18 protein-coding genes are annotated in these 17301 nt (G+C 70.0%); 5 read left to right on the top strand and 13 right to left on the bottom strand.

The genetic code is table 11. The annotated features are described in order from the left end of the window. Positions 1–23: 23 nt before the first annotated feature. Genes G8A07_RS09045 through G8A07_RS09035 form a run of 3 tightly spaced genes read right to left on the bottom strand, consistent with a single transcriptional unit; the run spans position 24 to position 2949 of the window. Positions 24–1019: a cytochrome d ubiquinol oxidase subunit II gene (locus G8A07_RS09045; protein WP_195796687.1), complete on the bottom strand. Its 996-nt coding sequence runs from the start codon at positions 1017–1019 to the stop codon at positions 24–26. Continuing rightward, positions 1016–2371 (bottom strand): cytochrome ubiquinol oxidase subunit I, encoded by a 1356-nt coding sequence (locus tag G8A07_RS09040; protein WP_195796686.1) that lies wholly within the window; start codon positions 2369–2371, stop codon positions 1016–1018. Before G8A07_RS09040 ends, G8A07_RS09045 begins: the two co-directional genes overlap by 4 nt. A 5-nt stretch (positions 2372–2376) precedes the next feature. Continuing rightward, entirely contained in the window at positions 2377–2949 is a 573-nt protein-coding gene (locus G8A07_RS09035) for a GbsR/MarR family transcriptional regulator (RefSeq protein ID WP_195797683.1), read from the bottom strand. A 186-nt stretch (positions 2950–3135) separates the two neighbouring features. Here G8A07_RS09035 and G8A07_RS09030 point away from each other — a divergent pair, with 186 nt between their 5' ends. From G8A07_RS09030 to G8A07_RS09020, 3 genes are all read left to right on the top strand, one after another. After that, the gene (locus G8A07_RS09030; protein WP_195796685.1) at positions 3136–3600 is read left to right on the top strand and encodes a carboxymuconolactone decarboxylase family protein; all 465 of its coding nucleotides are present in this window, start codon (positions 3136–3138) and stop codon (positions 3598–3600) included. A gap of 8 nt (positions 3601–3608) precedes the next feature. Next, on the top strand, positions 3609–4187 hold the full coding sequence (locus tag G8A07_RS09025; protein WP_195796684.1) for a GNAT family N-acetyltransferase: 579 nt from the start codon (positions 3609–3611) through the stop codon (positions 4185–4187). A 358-nt stretch (positions 4188–4545) separates the two neighbouring features. Further along, on the top strand, positions 4546–6177 hold the full coding sequence (locus tag G8A07_RS09020) for a 2-isopropylmalate synthase (protein WP_195797682.1): 1632 nt from the start codon (positions 4546–4548) through the stop codon (positions 6175–6177). A gap of 308 nt (positions 6178–6485) precedes the next feature. Here the strand turns inward: G8A07_RS09020 and G8A07_RS09015 are convergent, their stop codons facing one another. The 8 genes from G8A07_RS09015 to G8A07_RS08980 all read right to left on the bottom strand — a co-directional run bounded on the left by G8A07_RS09015 (position 6486) and on the right by G8A07_RS08980 (position 13355). Then, the gene (locus G8A07_RS09015; RefSeq protein WP_195796683.1) at positions 6486–7436 is read right to left on the bottom strand and encodes a D-glycerate dehydrogenase; all 951 of its coding nucleotides are present in this window, start codon (positions 7434–7436) and stop codon (positions 6486–6488) included. Then, complete coding sequence (locus G8A07_RS09010; protein WP_195796682.1) at positions 7436–8404, bottom strand: sugar kinase; 969 nt, start codon at positions 8402–8404, stop codon at positions 7436–7438. Before G8A07_RS09010 ends, G8A07_RS09015 begins: the two co-directional genes overlap by 1 nt. Next, the gene (locus G8A07_RS09005; RefSeq protein ID WP_249937275.1) at positions 8401–9171 is read right to left on the bottom strand and encodes a sugar phosphate isomerase/epimerase; all 771 of its coding nucleotides are present in this window, start codon (positions 9169–9171) and stop codon (positions 8401–8403) included. The genes G8A07_RS09010 and G8A07_RS09005 overlap by 4 nt, the downstream gene beginning before the upstream one ends. Further along, complete coding sequence (locus G8A07_RS09000) at positions 9164–9928, bottom strand: amino acid ABC transporter ATP-binding protein (RefSeq protein ID WP_195796680.1); 765 nt, start codon at positions 9926–9928, stop codon at positions 9164–9166. Before G8A07_RS09000 ends, G8A07_RS09005 begins: the two co-directional genes overlap by 8 nt. A gap of 31 nt (positions 9929–9959) precedes the next feature. Next, positions 9960–10757 carry a transporter substrate-binding domain-containing protein gene (locus G8A07_RS08995; RefSeq protein ID WP_195796679.1) on the bottom strand — a complete coding sequence of 266 codons (798 nt, stop codon included), beginning with the start codon at positions 10755–10757 and terminating at the stop codon, positions 9960–9962. A 44-nt stretch (positions 10758–10801) separates the two neighbouring features. Next, positions 10802–11455, bottom strand: a complete 654-nt coding sequence (locus G8A07_RS08990) for an amino acid ABC transporter permease (protein ID WP_195796678.1) — start codon at positions 11453–11455, stop codon at positions 10802–10804. Positions 11456–11468: 13 nt separating this feature from the next. After that, positions 11469–12140: an amino acid ABC transporter permease gene (locus tag G8A07_RS08985; RefSeq protein WP_195796677.1), complete on the bottom strand. Its 672-nt coding sequence runs from the start codon at positions 12138–12140 to the stop codon at positions 11469–11471. Positions 12141–12263: 123 nt separating this feature from the next. Continuing rightward, complete coding sequence (locus G8A07_RS08980) at positions 12264–13355, bottom strand: LacI family DNA-binding transcriptional regulator (protein ID WP_371816439.1); 1092 nt, start codon at positions 13353–13355, stop codon at positions 12264–12266. A 78-nt stretch (positions 13356–13433) separates the two neighbouring features. Between G8A07_RS08980 and G8A07_RS08975 the strand changes: the two genes are divergently transcribed. After that, complete coding sequence (locus G8A07_RS08975; protein WP_195796676.1) at positions 13434–14090, top strand: HAD family phosphatase; 657 nt, start codon at positions 13434–13436, stop codon at positions 14088–14090. 324 nt (positions 14091–14414) lie between these two features. Here G8A07_RS08975 and G8A07_RS08970 read toward each other — a convergent pair whose 3' ends face one another. Then, complete coding sequence (locus G8A07_RS08970) at positions 14415–15104, bottom strand: protein-L-isoaspartate(D-aspartate) O-methyltransferase (protein ID WP_195796675.1); 690 nt, start codon at positions 15102–15104, stop codon at positions 14415–14417. Between the two features lie 86 nt (positions 15105–15190). On the opposite strand from G8A07_RS08970, the gene G8A07_RS08965 reads away from it, so the two are divergent. Continuing rightward, a complete protein-coding gene (locus tag G8A07_RS08965; RefSeq protein WP_195796674.1) occupies positions 15191–15652 on the top strand; it encodes a CYTH domain-containing protein in 462 nt (153 codons plus the stop codon). A gap of 24 nt (positions 15653–15676) precedes the next feature. On the opposite strand, the gene G8A07_RS08960 is transcribed toward G8A07_RS08965, so the two are convergent. Beyond that, positions 15677–17269 (bottom strand): ABC transporter substrate-binding protein, encoded by a 1593-nt coding sequence (locus G8A07_RS08960; RefSeq protein ID WP_195796673.1) that lies wholly within the window; start codon positions 17267–17269, stop codon positions 15677–15679. Positions 17270–17301: the final 32 nt, after the last annotated feature.

The following is a 17301-nucleotide window of genomic DNA, read 5'->3' as shown; positions in this document are numbered from 1 at the left end:
GAATCCGACCGGCGCCGGCCGACTCAGCCGTAGTGCAGCTCGGCCGCCTTGCCCCAGAACACCCGGTAGGCGAACACGGTATAGGCCAGGATCACCGGCACCGTGATCGCGCAGCCGACCAGGATGAAGGCCAGGGACTTGGGCGCGGCCGCCGCCTGCCAGACCGTCATGCGGTCGATCATCACATAGGGATAGAGGCTGTAGGCCAGGCCGAAGAAGCCCAGCACCATCACCGCTACCGTCAGCACGAAGGGCAGCCAGCACAGCTTGCCCAGCACCCGGCTGGAGTTCAGCTGGGCGCGCAGCACCAGCAGGGCCAGGCCCGTCATCAGCGGGATCGGCAGCAGCGCGATCAGGGCCGGCATCTGGAACCAGCGCTCGCGCACCGTCGGGCTGAGCCAGGGCGTGGCCAGCGAGATCAGCGCCAGGCCCAGCACCACCGCCGGCCAGACCTTCTTGGCGCGCACCAGCGCCAGGCGCTGCAGTTCACCCTCGGCCTTCATCAAGAGCCAGCCGGCGCCCAGCAGCGCATAGGCGGCGGCCAGCGCCAGCGCAATCGCGGCGGAGAACAGGGTGAAGGCCCAGCCGGACTCGAAGCCGGTGATGTAGCGCCCCAGCATCCAGCCCTGGGCCAGCGCCGCCAGCAGCGAGCCGCCCATGAAGGCGCGGTTCCACAGCGGTTTCCACTGCGCATCGGCCTTGACGCGGAAGTCGAAGGCCACGCCGCGCAGGATCAGGCCCAGCAGCATGACGGCCACCGGCAGGTACATCGCATTGAGGATCAGGCCATGCGCCTTCGGGAAGGCGATCAGCAGCACGCCGACGCCCAGCACCAGCCAGGTCTCGTTGGCGTCCCAGAAGGGGCCGATCGAGGCCACCATGCGGTCCTTGTGCGCATCGCTGGCGCCGACCATCAACATGCCGACGCCCAGGTCGAAACCGTCCAGCACCACATAGATCAGCATCGCCAGGCCCATCAGGCCCAGGAAGACCAGGGGCATCCAGTAGTCGGGGCTCATGTCGTGGCTCCTTGGGTCGCGGTGAGTGGGCTGCCGCCCGGCGGCCGCAGGCTGTCGGCCGGTTTCTCGGCCATGCGCTTGATCACCGCGACATAGGCGATCAGCAGCGAGGAGTAGACGATCACATAGCCGGCGAAGGTCAGCGCGATCATCGGCGCGGGCGTCGTCGAGGCCACGTCGGCGGTGCGCAGCAGGCCGTAGACGACGAAGGGCTGGCGGCCGATCTCGGTCACATACCAGCCGGCCACCGTGGCCGTCCAGCCGGAGAAGCTCATCAGCGCCAGGCCCCACAGCAGCGGCCGCGGCAGCCCGTTCCAGCCGGAACGGCGGAACAGCCACAGGCCCAGCCAGCTGAACCCCAGCATCAGCATGCCCACGCCCACCATGATGCGAAAGCCGAAGAACAGCGGCGCCACCGGCGGGTGCTCGCCCTTGAACTCGTCCAGGCCGCGGATCTCGCCATCCAGCTCATGCGTCAGGATCAGGCTGGCACCCTTGGGCACGCCGATCGCGTAGTCGTTGCTGCGCGTCTTCTCGTTGGGCCAGGCGAACAGCAGCAGCGGCGCGCCCTGCTCGGTCTGCCAGACCCCCTCCATCGCCGCGATCTTGGCCGGCTGATGCTTCAGGGTGTTCAGGCCATGCAGGTCACCGACGAAGATCTGCAGCGGGATCAGCAGCGCGCCCAGGGTCAGGCCGACGCGCAGCACCGGCCGGGTCTGCGGCTGCAGCTTGCCCTTCAGCAGCTGCCAGGCGCTGACCCCGGCCAGCAGGAAGGCCACGGTCAGGCCCGAGGCCAGCAGCTTGTGCGCCAGGCGGTAGGGGAAGGAGGGGTTGAAGATCACCGCCGCCCAGCTCAGCGCATGGAACTCGCCGTTGATGATCTCGTGGCCCTGCGGCGTCTGCATCCAGGAGTTCAGGCTCAGGATCCAGAAGGCGCTCAGCGTGGTGCCGAAGGCGACCAGGAAGGTGGCCCACAGGTGCACGCGCTCGCTGACCCGGCCATGGCCGAACAGCATCACGCCCAGGAAGCCGGCCTCCAGGAAGAAGGCGGTCAGCACCTCGTAGCCGAGCAGCGGCCCGGCGATATTGCCGGCGCGCTCCATGAAGCCGGGCCAGTTGGTGCCGAACTGGAAGCTCATCGTGATGCCGCTGACCACGCCCAGCGCGAAGGTCAGCGCGAACACCTTGGTCCAGAAGCGGTAGGCCAGCAGCCAGGACTCGGCGCCGCTCTTCAGCCAGCGCCAGCGGAAGAACAGCAGCACCCAGCCCATCGCGATGCTGATGGTCGGGAACAGGATGTGAAAGGTGATATTGGCCGCGAACTGCATGCGGGCCAGCAGGATGGCATCCATGGGGTTCACTCCTTCCCACCGGCAAGGCTCTTGCCGCCGGTCACGAGTTTGACGCCACGGCCAGTGAACTCCAAGAGCTTCTGCACCTTGGCGCCCATCTTCATCAGCTGGGCCAGGGTCTGCGAGTCCAGGCGCTGCACCTCGTCGAACCAGGTCGTCATCAGCTCGATCAGGTCGTGCATGCTCTTCATGCGCTGCTGGGCGATGCGGTCCTCCTCGGTGGCCGGCGTCTCCATCAGCGCATTGCGCAGCATCGACAGGGTCGGCTCGATCTCGCGCCGGCGCCGCTCCTCGGCCAGGGTGCGGAAGATCTCCCAGGCATCGGTGGGCGCCTCGAAATACTCGCGCCGGTCGCCCGGCTGGTGGCGCAGCCTCACCAGGCGCCAGGCCTGCAGCTCCTTCAGCCCCATCGAGACGTTGGAGCGGCTGAACTCCAGCGCCTCGGCCATCTCGTCGGCGTTCAGCGCGCGCGGGGAGACATAGATCAACGCATAGATCTGCCCCACCGTGCGATTGATGCCCCAACGGCTGCCCATCTCGCCGAAATGCGCGACGAAACTGCGCACCAACGGGCTCATGCTTGCTTGCACGTACAACTCCTTGCGGCCGCGCAAACCGGCGGAAATGCTGGCTTGCGCTAGCTCAATGTTTTGCGAATTTTCAGATATTTCTGAAAATTCAGCATCGGACAAATTGACCCAGCCCTGCTCCACCGGAGCGCGCCGCCCATAATCGGCCCATCTTTTTTCCATCCTCCCGCTGTCATGACCGCACCCCGTATCGACCGTCCCGAGTTCGCCGCCCTGACGCCCGGCGTCAGCGAGGCCCTGCTGGCCCTGGGCAAGGCGATCAAGGCCTCCGGCCTGCCCGAGGACCTGCTGGAGCTGGTCAAGCTGCGCGCCTCGCAGCTCAACGGCTGCGCCTTCTGCCTGCAGTTCCACCTGAACGTCGCGCGCCAGCTCAAGGTCGAGACGCCCAAGATCGACCTGCTGGCCGCCTGGCGCGAGGCGCCGGTCTACAGCGCGCGCGAGCGCATCGCGCTGGCCTGGACCGAGGCCCTGACCCTGGCCCCGCAGGGCGGCGCCGACGATGCCCTCTATGCCGCGGCCCTGGCCGAGTTCGGTGCCGCGCCGCTGGCCTTCCTGACCGCCGCGATCGCCAACATCAACGCCTGGAACCGTATCGCGATGGGCCTGCGTTTCGCGCCGCCGCTGCCGGCCGCCGCCTGAGCGATCCCATGCCCGCCCCCCAGCTGCTGCAGACCGAGCGACTGCTGCTGCGCGCGCCCTCGGTCGCGCTGACCGCCGCGGTCTGCGACTACCAGCGCCGCAACGCCGCCCACCTCTCGCCCTGGGACCCGCCCTACCCCGCCGACCATCATGAGCCGGCGGCCGTGGCCCTGCGCCTGCAGCAGGGCGAGCAGGCCTTCGAGGCCGGCAGCGCGCTGCGCTACTGGTTCAGCCGGCGCGAGGATCCGGCGCGCCTGATCGGCCAGGCCCAGCTGTCGCAGATCGCGCGCGGCCCCTTCCAGAACGCGATGCTGGGCTACAGCCTGGACCATCAGGCCCAGGGCGGCGGCCTGATGCATGAGGCGCTGGGCACGATCATCGCCACCCTGTTCGGCCCGGCGCTGCGCCTGCACCGCATTCAGGCCGCGGTGCGGCCGGACAACCTGCGCAGCCGCAAGGTGCTGCAGGCCCTGGGCTTTGCTCAGGAGGGCCTGGCGCGGCGCTATCTGTTCATCGATGGCGTCTGGCGCGACCATGAGGTCTGGGCCCTGCTGAACCCGCAATGGCCGGACGAGTTGCCGCCCTGATACGCCGTGGTGGTAACGACATCAAGGCCGCGCGCCTGAAGCCATGCGACAAGACCTGGCCGTGCGACACGCCAGGCGCACGCAAGACTTGACACCACGGGGCCGGCCCTCTTAAGGTCCGCCCATGTCTCTCGCGCTGCCGCAGACCCACAAGCCTCTAAGCCTAGCCCTAGTGCTGGGCCGGGGTCTGCCCGCACGCATCCGTCGCGACCTGGCCTGAGCGCCGTCCCGACCTCCCTCTCTCCCCCTGACCCCGGCCCCCACAACAGCCTCCCGCGCGGAGGGCTGCAGGGGTTTGCGCGTGCCTGTCGTTCCTTTTCTTCGTTCCATCCGTCTTTCACGCCAGACCCCAGCCATGATGCTTGACCATCCCGCCACCAAGTACCGCCCCTTCCCCACCATCGACCTGCCCGCGCGCCGCTGGCCGGCGCGCCGCATCGAGACCGCGCCGATCTGGCTCTCGACCGATCTGCGCGACGGCAACCAGGCCCTGTTCGAGCCGATGAACCGCGCGCGCAAGCTGCGCCTGCTCGACACCCTGCTGCGCTGCGGCTTCAAGGAGATCGAGCTGGGCTTCCCGGCCGCCTCGCAGACCGACTTCGACATCGTGCGCGAGCTGATCGAGCAGGACCGCATCCCGGCCGATGTCACGCCGATGGTGATGACCCAGGCGCGCGAGGATCTGATCCGCCGGACCTTCGAGGCGCTGCGCGGCGCGCGCCGCGCGATCGTGCATCTCTACAACGCCACCGCGCCGGCCTGGCGCGAGCTGGTGTTCGGCATGACGGTGCCGGAGATGCTGGCCCTGGTCGAGACCCATGTGAGCCTGGTCCGCCGCCTGGCCGAGGCCCAGCCCGAGACCGAATGGGTGCTGCAGTACTCGCCCGAGACCTTCTGCATGACCGAGCTGGAGGTCTCGCTGGCCGCCTGCAACACCGCGATCCGCGCCTGGGATGCCGGCCCCGGCCGGCCGATGATCATCAACCTGCCGACCACGGTCGAGGTGGCGACGCCGAATGTGTTCGCCGACCAGGTCGAATGGATGCACGAGCGGCTGGAGCGGCGCGAGCACCTGGTGTTGTCGGTGCATCCGCACAACGACCGCGGCACCGGCGTGGCCTGCGCCGAGCTGGCCCTCTTGGCCGGCGCGCAGCGCGTCGAGGGCTGCCTGTTCGGCAATGGCGAGCGCAGCGGCAATGTGGACCTGGTCACGCTGGCGCTGAACCTCTATACCCAGGGCCTGCATCCGGGGCTGGACTTCTCCGACCTGCCCGGCGTGGCCCGCGAGGCCGAGGCCTGCACCGCGCTGCCCATCCATCCGCGCCACCCCTATGCCGGCGACCTGGTGTTCACCGCCTTCTCCGGCTCGCACCAGGACGCGATCAAGAAGGGCTTCGCGGCGCAGCGCCCCGATGCGCCCTGGCGCGTGCCCTATCTGCCGATCGACCCGCAGGACATCGGCCGCGGCTACGAGGGCATCGTGCGGGTCAACAGCCAGTCCGGCAAGGGCGGCATCGCCTTCCTGCTGGAGCGCGAGCAAGGCCTGACCCTGCCGCGGCGCATGCAGGTGGAGTTCGGCGCGGTGGTGCAGAAGCAGGCCGATGCCAGCGAGGTCGAGATCAGCGCCGCCACCCTGTGGGTGCTGTTCGAACGCCACTACCTGGCGCCGGCACGCGGCTACCGCGGCCACCGCTTCGAGGCCGCGGCCGAGGGCGGCTGGTCGGTCGCGCTGGAGTTGGCCGACGAGGCGCAGGCGCGACAGGGTCATGGCATGAGCCAGGCCGCCGCGGTGCTGGCGGCGCTGGGCCTGGTCGAGGCGCGGCTCGACGAGCAGCAGCTGCAGCGCCATGGCGAGCAGCATTGGGCCTTGATCGAGCTGGCCCTGCCCGGCCGCGGCGCCTGCTTTGGTGCGGCGCGCGCGCACGACGCGGAGCAGGCCCTGGTGCAGGCCCTGCTCAGTGCCGCGGTTCGACTGGGCGCTCCGACCTAGGCCAGACGATCGTTGCAGACCCGGCCCCGCCAGCTGCCGGGCGACTAGGCGGGGTCGAGGAGCGCAGCGGCGCGGGGCGCGCGCGTCAGCGCGCTTCAAGGGCTGAATGGGCGCGACTGTTTGACCGCAGCGAGCCGCAGGCGAGCGTAGGGAGTTGAGCGCCCGCCCCGCGATGCGAGCACCGCAGGGCAGTCTTGCCGGCCGTGAGGCCGGCAAGACCCCCGCATCGGAGCCCGGCGGCTGGCGGGGCCGGGTCTGCTTGCACCGCTGCGGCCTGCGAGGAGGTCTTGCTTAATCGGCTGTTCAGCCTAGAGCGGATAGGCCGCCGGCGGGGTCTGCCCCGCCAGCGCGGCCAGCAGGTTGTCGGAGGCCAGCACCGCCATGCGGTAGCGGGTCTCGTGGGTGGCCGAGCCGATATGCGGCAGCGGCGTCACCTGGGGATGGGTGCGCAGCGGCGAATCCAGCGGCAGCGGTTCGGTCGCGAACACGTCCAGGCCGGCGGCGCGCAGATGGCCGCTGTCCAGCGCGGCCAGCAGCGCGTCCTCCTGCACGATCGCGCCGCGCGCGCCGTTGACGAAGATTGCGCCGGGCTTCATCAGCGCGAACTCGCGCGCGCCCATCAGGCCGCGGGTCTGATCCGACAGCGGCAGGGTCAGCGCGACGATGTCGCTGCCGGCCAGCACCTCCTCGAAGCCGCCATGGCTGGCGCGCCCCTCAAGACCTGGCACCTCGACCGGTCGGCGCGCGTAGTAGCGCACCGGCATGTTGAAACCCAGCGCGGCGCGGCGCGCCAGGGCCTGGCCGATGCGGCCGTAGCCGAGGATGCCCAGGGTCTTGCCCTGCACATCCCAGCCGAACAGATCGGGACCGATGTTCTTGTGCCAGCGGCCCTCGCGCACCAGATTGGCCAGCTCGACCAGGCGGCGGCTGGAAGCCATGATCAGCGCGAAGATGGTGTCGGCCGTGGTCTCGGTCAGTACGCCGGGCGTGTGGCACAGGACGATGCCGCGCGCCTTCAGGTCGGCCAGGTCGTAGTTGTCGACGCCGACCGAGATGCTGGAGATGGCCCGCAGCTTGGGCGCCAGCGCCGCGTCGATCCTGACGCTGGCGCCGATCAGGCCCTCGGCCTCGCGCAGCGCCGCGTCGAAGGCGGCGCGCTGTGCCGGCTGGCGCGGATCGGCCACCAGCACCTGATGCGCGGCCTGCAGCCGTGCCAGCTGGTCGGGCGGCAGCTCGCGGAACACCAGCACCCGGGCCATCAGGGCAGCCCCGCTTCCCGCAGCTGGGCGCGCGTCGGCAGGCCCTCGGTATCGCCCAGCACCTGCACCGCGCGCGCGCCGATCCAGCAGCCGCGGCGCACCGCGTCCGCGACCGGCAGCCCCTCCAGCAGCGCACTGATCACGCCGGCCGCGAAGCCGTCGCCGGCGCCGACCGTATCGACCACCTGCGCCACCGGGAAGCCGGGCACATGGCCGGTACCGGCCGTGTCGCTGTCGTAGTAGGCGCCCTCGGCGCCCAGCTTGACGACCACCAGGCGTGCGCCCAGGCCGCGGTAAAAGCGCGCGATCGCGGCCGGGTCTTCGGAGCCCATCAGGATCTTGCCCTCCTCGACGCCGGGCAGCACCCAGTCGGCCTTGGCGGCCAGCGCATTGATGCCCTCGACCATGCGCTCGCGGCTGGGCCAGAGGCTGGGCCGCAGATTCGGGTCGAAGGAGATCGTGCGGCCGGCCGCGCGCATCAGGTCCATGCTGCGTTCGGCCGCCGCATAGGTGCCCTCGTTGAGCGCCGGGAACACGCCGGTGGCGTGCAGATGGCGCGCGGCGGCGAGCCAGGGCGCATCGATATCCTCGGCACGCAGCTGGCTGGCGGCCGAGCCTTTGCGGTGGTACTCGATCGGCGGGTCGCTGCCGTCCAGCACCTTGCCCTTGAACAGGAAGCCGGTGCGCTGCGCGGGGTCGCAGACCACATGCGAGCAGTCGATGCCTTCGGCCTGCATCGCGCCGAGCAGGAAGCGCGCCAGCGAATCGGTGCCCAGGCGCGAGACCCAGGCGACCCTAAAGCCCAGGCGCGCCAGGCCGATCGCGGCATTGGTCTCGGCGCCGGCGGTGCGCTTGATGAAGCGTTCGACCTGCTCCAGCGGGCCGGGCTGTTCGGCCACCAGCATCATCATCGCCTCGCCGAAGGTGACGACGTCCAGCGGCTTGTCCTGACTATTTGACTCGCTCATCCGATCTCCCTTGTCTCGTTCAGCAGGGCCAGCTCGGCGCGGGTCACCGCGACCAGATCCTCGCCCTGCAACGGATATTCGATCGCCCAGGGCTGGCCCTGCGGCAGGGCACGCAGCACCGCGCGCCAGGGCGCGGCCGATTCGGCCAGCGGCACCGCGACCCAGCGGTCCGGGCGGCGGAACACGCCCTTGGCATGGATGTAGCGCACGCGCGCGCCGATCGCTTCGGCGGCGCGCAGCGGGCATTCGCCCAGCCAATGCCAGTTGCCCATGTCGAACACCAGGCCCAGGTCCAGGCCCGCGGTCTCGGCCTCGGCGCTGAAGCGCTGCAGCGCGCGCAGGGTGCCGGCGCGCAGGGTCTGGTCGTTCTCGATCACCAGCTCGACCCGCGGCTCGCCGGCCAGGCGGCGGCGCAGCTCATGCAGGCTGTCGCGCGAGCGCTCGGCATCGAAGCCGCCGATCGACATCTTCAGCCGGCGCGCGCCCAGCCAGGCCGCGCGCGCCAGGCCCTGCTCCAGCGCGGCCAGGTTCAGGCCGCCATCGTCCGCGCGCCACAACGGCGCGGGATCGGAATAGACCGCGACCAGGCCGGTGGCGGCCAGCGCGGGCAGCTCGGCCTCGGCATCGCGCAGCAGCTCGGCACGCAGCTCCACGCCATCGGCCCCGGCCTCGCGCGCCAGCCGGGTGTAGTGCAGCTGGCCCTGCTTCAGCACCGCGCTGGCGCCAAAGGCCGCCAGCGAGATCAGGAGCGGCGCGCGCTCAGCCACGGTGCTGCTGGGCCGAGCTGAGGATCTGGCCGAGGAACTGCCGGGTCTTCTCATGCCGCGGCGCGGCGAAGAACTCGGCGGGCGGCGCCTGCTCGATGATCCGGCCCTCGGCCATGAAGATCACGCGGTCCGCGACGCTGCGCGCAAAGCCCATCTCATGGGTCACGCACAGCATGGTCATGCCGTCCTCGGCCAGGCCGATCATCGTGTCCAGCACCTCCTTGACCATCTCAGGGTCCAGCGCCGAGGTGGGCTCGTCGAACAGCATGATCTTGGGCGTCATGCACAGCGCACGCGCGATCGCGACACGCTGCTGCTGGCCGCCGGACAGCTGGCTCGGGTACTTGTGCGCCTGCTCGGGGATGCGCACGCGCGTCAGGTAGGTCATCGCGCGTTCCTCGGCCTCGGCCTGCGAGAGGCCGCGCGAGCGCATCGGCGCCAGGGTGCAGTTCTGCAGCACGGTCAGGTGCGGAAACAGGTTGAACTGCTGGAACACCATGCCCACTTCCTGGCGCACCGCGTCGACCTGCTTGCCGCCCGCGGTCAGCTCGATGCCGTCCACCTCGATGCGGCCCTGCTGCACCACCTCCAGGCGGTTGATGCAACGGATCAGGGTGGACTTGCCCGAGCCCGAGGGCCCGCAGACGACGATGCGCTCGCCGGGTGCGACGTCCAGGTTGATGTCGGTCAGGACCTGGAACTGGCCGTACCACTTGTTGACGCCCGCGATGCGGATGATGGGCTTGTCTGCTTCCATGCTGCTCGTCGCCTTGCTTGCTGCGGGATGCTCAGTTCTGCATCTGCGGGAAATCGGTGCCGAGCCACTTCTTGTAGTAGGCGTTCAGCTCGCTGGCACGGTGCTTGTCGATGAAGGCGTCGACCGTCTTCAGCAGCTCCTCCTGGCCCGGGCGCATCGCGACGGCCATCTGCTGCTGGCGCAGCACGAACTTGTTCTCGAAGGCATTGCCGGCGCGCTGCGCGATCTGCGCGGCCACCGTGGTCGAGCAGCCGATCGCGTCGACCTGACCCGACATCAGGGCCTGCATCGCCGAGGCGTCGTCGTCGAAGCGGCGGATCTCGGTACCGGCCGGCGCGGCGGCGGTCAGCGCGACGTCCTGGGTGGAGGCGCGGGCCACGCCGACCTTGAAGTTCTTCAGGTCGGCCGGGGCCTTGATCGCGGCCTTGCTGCTGCCGTACAGCACGATGGTGGCGGCGGCATAGGGCTTGGAGAACTGCACCTGCTTGGCGCGCTCCGGCGTCACCGCCAGCGAGGCGACCAGCAGGTCCACCTTGTTGGTCAGCAGGAAGGGAATGCGGTTCGGGCCGGTGACCGGCACGATGTTGACCTTCAGGCCCAGCTCCTTTGCCAGCAGCTTGGCCACGTCGGCGTCATAGCCGTCGGGCTGGTTGGCGCTGTTCAGGGTGCCGTAGGGCGGGAAGTCCACCAGCATGCCCACGGTCAGCTCGCCCTTCTTCTTCAGGTCGGCGACGGTCTGGGCGCTCGCGCTCAGCGCGGCGCCGCCCAGGCTCAGGGCGGCCAGGGCCGAGACCAGCAGGCGGCGGGTATGGGAGGTGGTGGTCTTCATCGTCGTTGTCTCCGTGGATGGAAGGGGAAGAAGAGAGAAAAGGTTCAGCGCGCCAGCGCCGCGGCGCGGCGCCGCTCCATGCGCGCGGCCAGCAGCGACAGCGGCCAGCACAGCGCGAAGTAGATCGCCGCGACCACGCTGAACACCAGCAGCGGCTGGAAGGTGGCGTTGTTGATGATCTGGCCGGCACGGGTGATCTCGGTGAAGCCGATGATGGCGGCCAGCGAGGTGCCCTTGATGATCTGCACCAGGTAGCCGACGGTGGGCGGCAGCGCGATGCGCCAGGCTTGCGGCAGGATCACGTCGCGCATGCGCGCCACGTAGGACAGGCTCAGCGCCTCGGCCGCCTCCCATTGCCCGCGCGGGATGGCCTGGATGCAGCCGCGCCAGATCTCGCCCAGGAAGGCGCCGCTGTTCAGCACCAGCGCGATGCCGGCCGCCACCCAGGGATTGATGTCGAAGCCCAGCACCGGCGCGCCGAAGAAGATCAGGAACAGCTGCAGCAGCAGCGGCGTGCCCTGGAAGATCTGGATGAAGGCGCCGGCCGTATGCCGTGCCGTGCCGTTCTCCGAGACGCGGGCCAGCGCCAGCGCCAGGCCGACGATCGCGCCGCCGATGAAGGCGATCAGCGACAGCGCCACCGTCCATTTGGCGGCCTCGAGGATGAACAGGAATTCGGGGAATCCGAAGGTGCGCATGGTCCGGGTTTCCTCAGCGACGGTCGGGATAGTTCAGGGCGCGCGCGTAGATCAGGCGGAACAACGCCGAGAAGCCCAGGGCCAGCAGCAGGTAGATCACCGCGACGACGATGTAGATCTCGAAGCTGCGGAAGGTCTGCGACTGCAGGTTCGCGGCCACCGAGGTCAGGTCGTCGGCCGAGATCACCGAGACCACCGCCGAGCTGAGCATCAGCAGGATGAACTGGCTGGTCAGCGCCGGGTAGATCGCTTTCAGCGCCGGCTTCAGGATCACGAAGCGGAAGATCTCGTGGCGCTTCAGGTTCAGCGCCAGGCCAGCCTCGATCTGGCCCTTGGGGATGGCCTCGATGCCGGCACGGATGATCTCGGTCGCATAGGCACCCAGGTTCACCACCATCGCGATCAGCGCCGCGGTATGCGCGCTCCAGCGCAGGCCGATCGCGGGCAAGGCGAAGAAAAAGAAGAACAGCTGGACCAGGAAGGGCGTGTTGCGGATCAGCTCGATGTACGTGTTGATCGCGAAGCGCAGCGGCGCCGGCCCCGCGGTCTTGCCCCAGGCGCACAGGATCGCCACGACCAGGCCGATGACCATCGCCAGGAAGGACAACTCGATGGTGGTCCAGGTGCCCTTGAGCAGCAGCGGCCAGGCCGCGAACACGGCACCGAACTGAAAGTCGTAGTTCACAACGCTTGTCTTCCGTTCTCGGGCCTGCGGGCCCGCCAGGTGGTTTCGTGCGGTTTCACACCACCCTTGCGACCAGTTTATGAAACCGGTTTCAAACACAAAACAAGGGTTTACCCTTGAAATTCAGGCTTTGTGCGAAGAGGAGGAGGAAGAGCCGCGCACGATCAGCCGGCCCGGCAGCAGGATCTGGCGCGGCGGCAAGTCCTGACCCTCCAGGCGCTCCAGCAGGCAGCGCGCCGCCAGCCGGCCGAGGTCGCTGGTCGGCTGGGCGATCGCGCTCAGGCCCGGGCCCACATAGGGCGCCCATTCGGTCTCGTCGAAACCGACGAAGTCGATCTGCTCGCCGAAGCGCCAGTTCAGGCGCTCCAGCGCCGCCGCCACGCGCAGGGTCACCACCGCATTGCTGGCCAGCACGCCGACGCGCTTGCGGCTGCCCGCGCGCTTGCGCGCCTGCTGCAGCGCGGCCGCCAGGGCCTCCACCTCGGCCTCGCCGGCGCTCTCGAACACCCGGCCCGCGACCGCGTCCGCATGGGCGGCGAGGAAATGGCCGAAGGCCTGCGAGCGCTCGATGCGCGAGCTGACCCCGGCGCTGGGCTCGCTGATGAACAGCAGCTCGCGGCAGCCGCCGTCCAGCAGATGCTCCCCCGCCATCTGCACCGCGCCGGCGTTGTCCAGCGAGACGAAGTCGGCCGGCATGCCGGCATGGCGCCGGTCGATCAGCACCACCGGCTTGGCCAGCCGCGCCGCGGCCGCCAGCGCGGCCGGATCGCTGCCCAGCGTGTTCAGGATGAAGCCCTCGACCTGGTAGGACGACAGCGCCTCGATCGCCTCGCGCTCGCGCGTGCCATCGTTGCCCAGGTTGAACAGCATCACCAGGTAGCCGGCCTCCTGGCAGGCGCGCTCCGCGCCGCGCAGCACCGCCACCGAGAAGGGGTTGGTGACATCGGCCACCACCAGACCGATCAGGCGCGAGCGCCCGCGCTTCAAGGCCTGCGCCATCGGGCTGGGGCTGTAGCCCAGCTCGGCGATCGCGGCCTCGACCTTGGCGGCGATGTCCTTGGTCAGCAGCTCGCCGCGGTTCAGGAAGCGCGAGACCGTGGCCTTGGAGACGCCGGCGGCCTTGGCCACGTCGGCGATCGTGGTGCGGCTGCCGGCCGCGGCCGGTGCGATGTTCGACGACGCCATCGAGGGCGGGCGGCGGGAGCTGGAGGGCATCGGGTACAGTCGGCCAGGCTCGCGACCTGAAACCAGTTTCAGTTGTTTCAGGCGAATATAGCCGCTCCGGAGGAAGACTTGAAGTTCGATGCCCTGCTGTTCGACTGCGATGGCGTGCTGGTGGACAGCGAGCACATCACCACCGCGGTGCTGCGCCAGCTGCTGGCCGAGGCCGGCTGGGAGATGAGCCAGCAGGAATGCCTGGACACCTTCCTGGGCAAGGCGATCCTGGACCAGGCGCCGCTGATCGAGTCCCGCATCGGCCGCCCGGTGACGCCGCAGTGGATGGCCGAGTTCCGCCGCCGCCGCGACGAGCGCCTGGCCGCCGAGGTCGCGCCGGTGCCGGGCATCGCCGCGGCGCTCGACCGGCTGCAGACGCGCTACGGCCGGCACCTGGCCTGCGCCTCCGGCGCCGACCGCGGCAAGATCGAGCTGCAGCTGACGCGCACCGGCCTGGCGCCCTTCTTCTTGCCGGGCCGCATCTTCAGCGGCTACGAGCAGGCGCACAACAAGCCGGCACCCGATGTCTACCTGGCCGCAGCGCGCGCGCTGGGCGTGGACGCCGCGCGCTGCGCGGTGATCGAGGATTCGCCGACCGGCGTGCGCGCCGGCGCCGCGGCCGGCGCCACCGTGTTCGGCTTCGCACCGCAGGGCGACGGCTCCGCGCTGCGGCAAGCCGGCGCCGCGCAGCTGTTCGCGCGCATGGACGAGTTGCCGGCGCTGCTGCTGGGCTAGGCTGCGTCGACCGGCGTTGCGCAGACCCGGCCCCGCCAGCCGCCGGGCTCCGATGCGGGGGCCGCGTCGGCCTGACGGCCGGCACGGCTGCCCTGTGGTGCTCGCGCCGCGGGGCGGGCGACCAACTCGCTTTGCTCGCTGCGCTCGCGCCGCTCAGACAAGGGTCGCCCAGTCAGACCTTGAAGCGCGCTGACGCGCGCGCCCCGCGCCGCTGCGCTCCTCGGCCCCGCAAAGTCGCCCGGCAACTGGCGGGGCCGGGTCCGCAAGCACCGTTGCGGTCTGCGAAGAGGTCCTGCGGGTGCATCGAGTATCCGCTGCTGCGCGTTACTCGCCTTCCAACAGAGAGAACCGCACCGGCAGCACCACGCGCCAGCTGAGCGCGCCGACCACGCCCTGCGCATCGCGGCCGATGCCCTTGATGCCCAGCACCAGCTGCTGCGCGTCCGGCGGCCCCAGTGGCATCACCAGGCGCCCGCCGGGCCGCAGTTGCCCGACCAGCGCCGGCGGCACCTGCTCGGCCGCCGCGGTGGCGATGATGGCGTCGAAGGGCGCCTGCTCGGGCCAGCCCAGGCGGCCGTCGCCGATGCGCAACTCGACCCGGTCCTCGTAGCCCAGGGCCTCCAGCCGCTCGGCCGCGCCGCGCGACAGCGCCGGGATGCGCTCGACGCTGCAGACCTCGCAGCCCAGCTCGGCCAGCACCGCGGTCTGGTAGCCCATGCCGGTGCCGATCTCCAGCACCCGATCGCCCGGCTGCAGGCCCAGCAGATCGCTCATCAGCGCGACGATCAGCGGCTGGGACACGGTCTTGCCGCAGTCGGCCGGCAGCGCGGTGTCGGCATAGGCCAGCGCGCGCAGCTCGGGCGGCAGGAACTCGTGCCGCGGCACCCTCTCCAGCGCCCGCAGCACCCGGCCATCCAGCGCCGCTTTGCCCAGGCGCAGGGTCAGGCAGACCGCCTGGGTGACGATATGGGCCAGCATGCGCTGGCGTTCGACCGCAAAGTCCAAGGTGGGCATCGCAAGCACCTCCGGCACAGGTGGTGAATCGATGGGGGTATGGGTCGATGCTACGCCCGCAGGGCGGGTAGAGCTAGCATCGCGACATGGGTATCGAAATCGAACGCAAATTCCTGGTGGCCACCGGCGAGGGCTGGCGCCGCCCCGACGCGCTGGTCTTCAGCCAGGGCTATCTGAACCGCGCCGCCGAGCGCACGGTGCGGGTGCGCATCGCCGGAGCGCGCGCCTTCCTGACGATCAAGGGCAAGAGCCGGGGGGCCAGCCGCGCCGAGTTCGAATACGAGATCCCGGTGGCCGATGCGCGCGAGCTGCTGGCGCTGTGCGAAGGCCCGCTGATCGAGAAGACCCGCCACACGCTGGAGGTCGAGGGCACACGCTGGGAGGTCGACGAGTTCCATGGCGCCAACGCCGGCCTGGTGCTGGCCGAGGTGGAGCTCGCGCATGAGGACCAGCCCTTTGCCCGCCCGGCCTGGCTGGGCGCCGAGGTCACCGGCGACGAGCGCTACTACAACAGCCGGCTCAGCGAGCATCCGTTCTCGGCCTGGTAGAGCAGCGGCGCCCCCTCCGTCCCCTCACTCCAGCCGCACCCAGCGCAGCTCCAGCACGCCGCTGGGCCATTGCACCGCCTGCACCCGCGGCTTCATCACCCAGCTGTGCTTGATGCGGTACAGCGGCAGCAGGGGCAGGTCTTGCTGCATCAGGCGCAGCGCCTCGCCGACGCGCTGGCGCCGCTGCGCCAGGTCGGGCTCGGTGGCGATGCCGTCGATCAGCTCGTCCAGCCGCGGGTTGCTGTAGCGCCCGGCATTGAAGGCGCCGCCGGTCTTGCCGTCATGCGTGCGCACCAGCGAGTTCAGCGCGTTCCAGGCATCGGTGCTGGGGAACCAGCCGTATTCGATCAGGCTGCCGGTGGCCTGGGTCAGCTTGGGGAAGAATACGCTGCTGGGCGAGGCGACGAAGTTCGCGCTGATGCCCACCTTCTTCAGCATCGCGGTGATCGCCTGGCAGCTGGCCTGGCGGTGCGAGACATTGACGCAGTCGAAGTTGACCGAGAAGCCCTGCGGGTAGCCCGCCTCGGCCAGCAGGCGGCGCGCCAGCGCCGGGTCGTGTGGCAGGCGCGGCTCCAGCGCCGGCAGCGCCCCGTCGACCAGCGCGGACAGATGCGCCCCGGTCGGCAGGGCCTGGCCGCGCAGCACCTGGCGCGCGATCAGGTCCATGTCGATCGCGTGATAGATGGCGCGGCGCACGCGCAGGTCCTTGAAGGGGTTGCGGCCCTTGACGTCGCTGCCCGGCAGCTCGGCGCGATGCTGGTCGAAGGCCAGGTACTGGGTGCCGATGTCGCTGGTCTCCAGCAGCTTCAGGCCCGGATCCTGGCGCAGCCGGCCCACGTCCTGGAAGGGCGGGTCGATCACGAAGTCGACCTGGCCCGAACGCAGCGCGGCCAGCCGCGTCGCGTCGGACTGGATCACCTGGTACTGCACCTCGTCGAGATTGCCGCGGTGCGTCGCGCGCCCCCACCAGTCGGGATGGGCGACCAGCTGGGTGCTGACGTCCGACTCGTAGCGCTTGAGCATGAAGGGCCCGGTGCCCATCGCCTGGCGCACCGCATGGGTCTCCTGCTTGGCGTTGTAGTCCTGCGGCCGGGTGACGCCATGCTTCTCGCACCAGGCCTTGCTCATCATCGCGATCAGGTAGAACCTCTCCGGCAGCACCGCATCCGGCTCGGCCAGCGCGATGTCCACCGTCAGCGCATCGATCTTCTTCGCGCCCAGCACGCCGCGCAGCTGGGTGGCGCGCTGCGATTCGCGCTGCAGCACCCGCTCGACCGAGAACACCACATCGTCGGCGCCGAAAGCGCTGCCGTCGTGGAACTTGACGCCTGGGCGCAGCTTGAAGCGCCAGGTCCTCGCGTCCAGCGCCTGCCAGGACAGGGCCAGCGAGGGTGCCAGGCGGAACTGCTCGTCGCGGTTCACCAGGCCCTCGTAGACCTGGGTGATGATGCGCGTGTGATACAGCAGCGCGATCGCGTGCGGATCCATGGTCTGCGGATCGAAGGCGCTGGCATAGCGCAGCACGCGCTGGGCCTGGGCCTGGGCCATATGGGGCGGCCCCAGCAGCGGCACGGAGATCATCATCAACAGCGTCAGCCCATAGCCCAGACCTCGCATCGCTCGCCCCTCCCTGGATGAGAAGCCGCAGT

Origin of the sequence: Roseateles sp. DAIF2, from assembly GCF_015624425.1 — a bacterium.
GTDB lineage: Bacteria > Pseudomonadota > Gammaproteobacteria > Burkholderiales > Burkholderiaceae_C > Kinneretia.
This window is presented reverse-complemented; position numbering and strand designations above follow the sequence as displayed.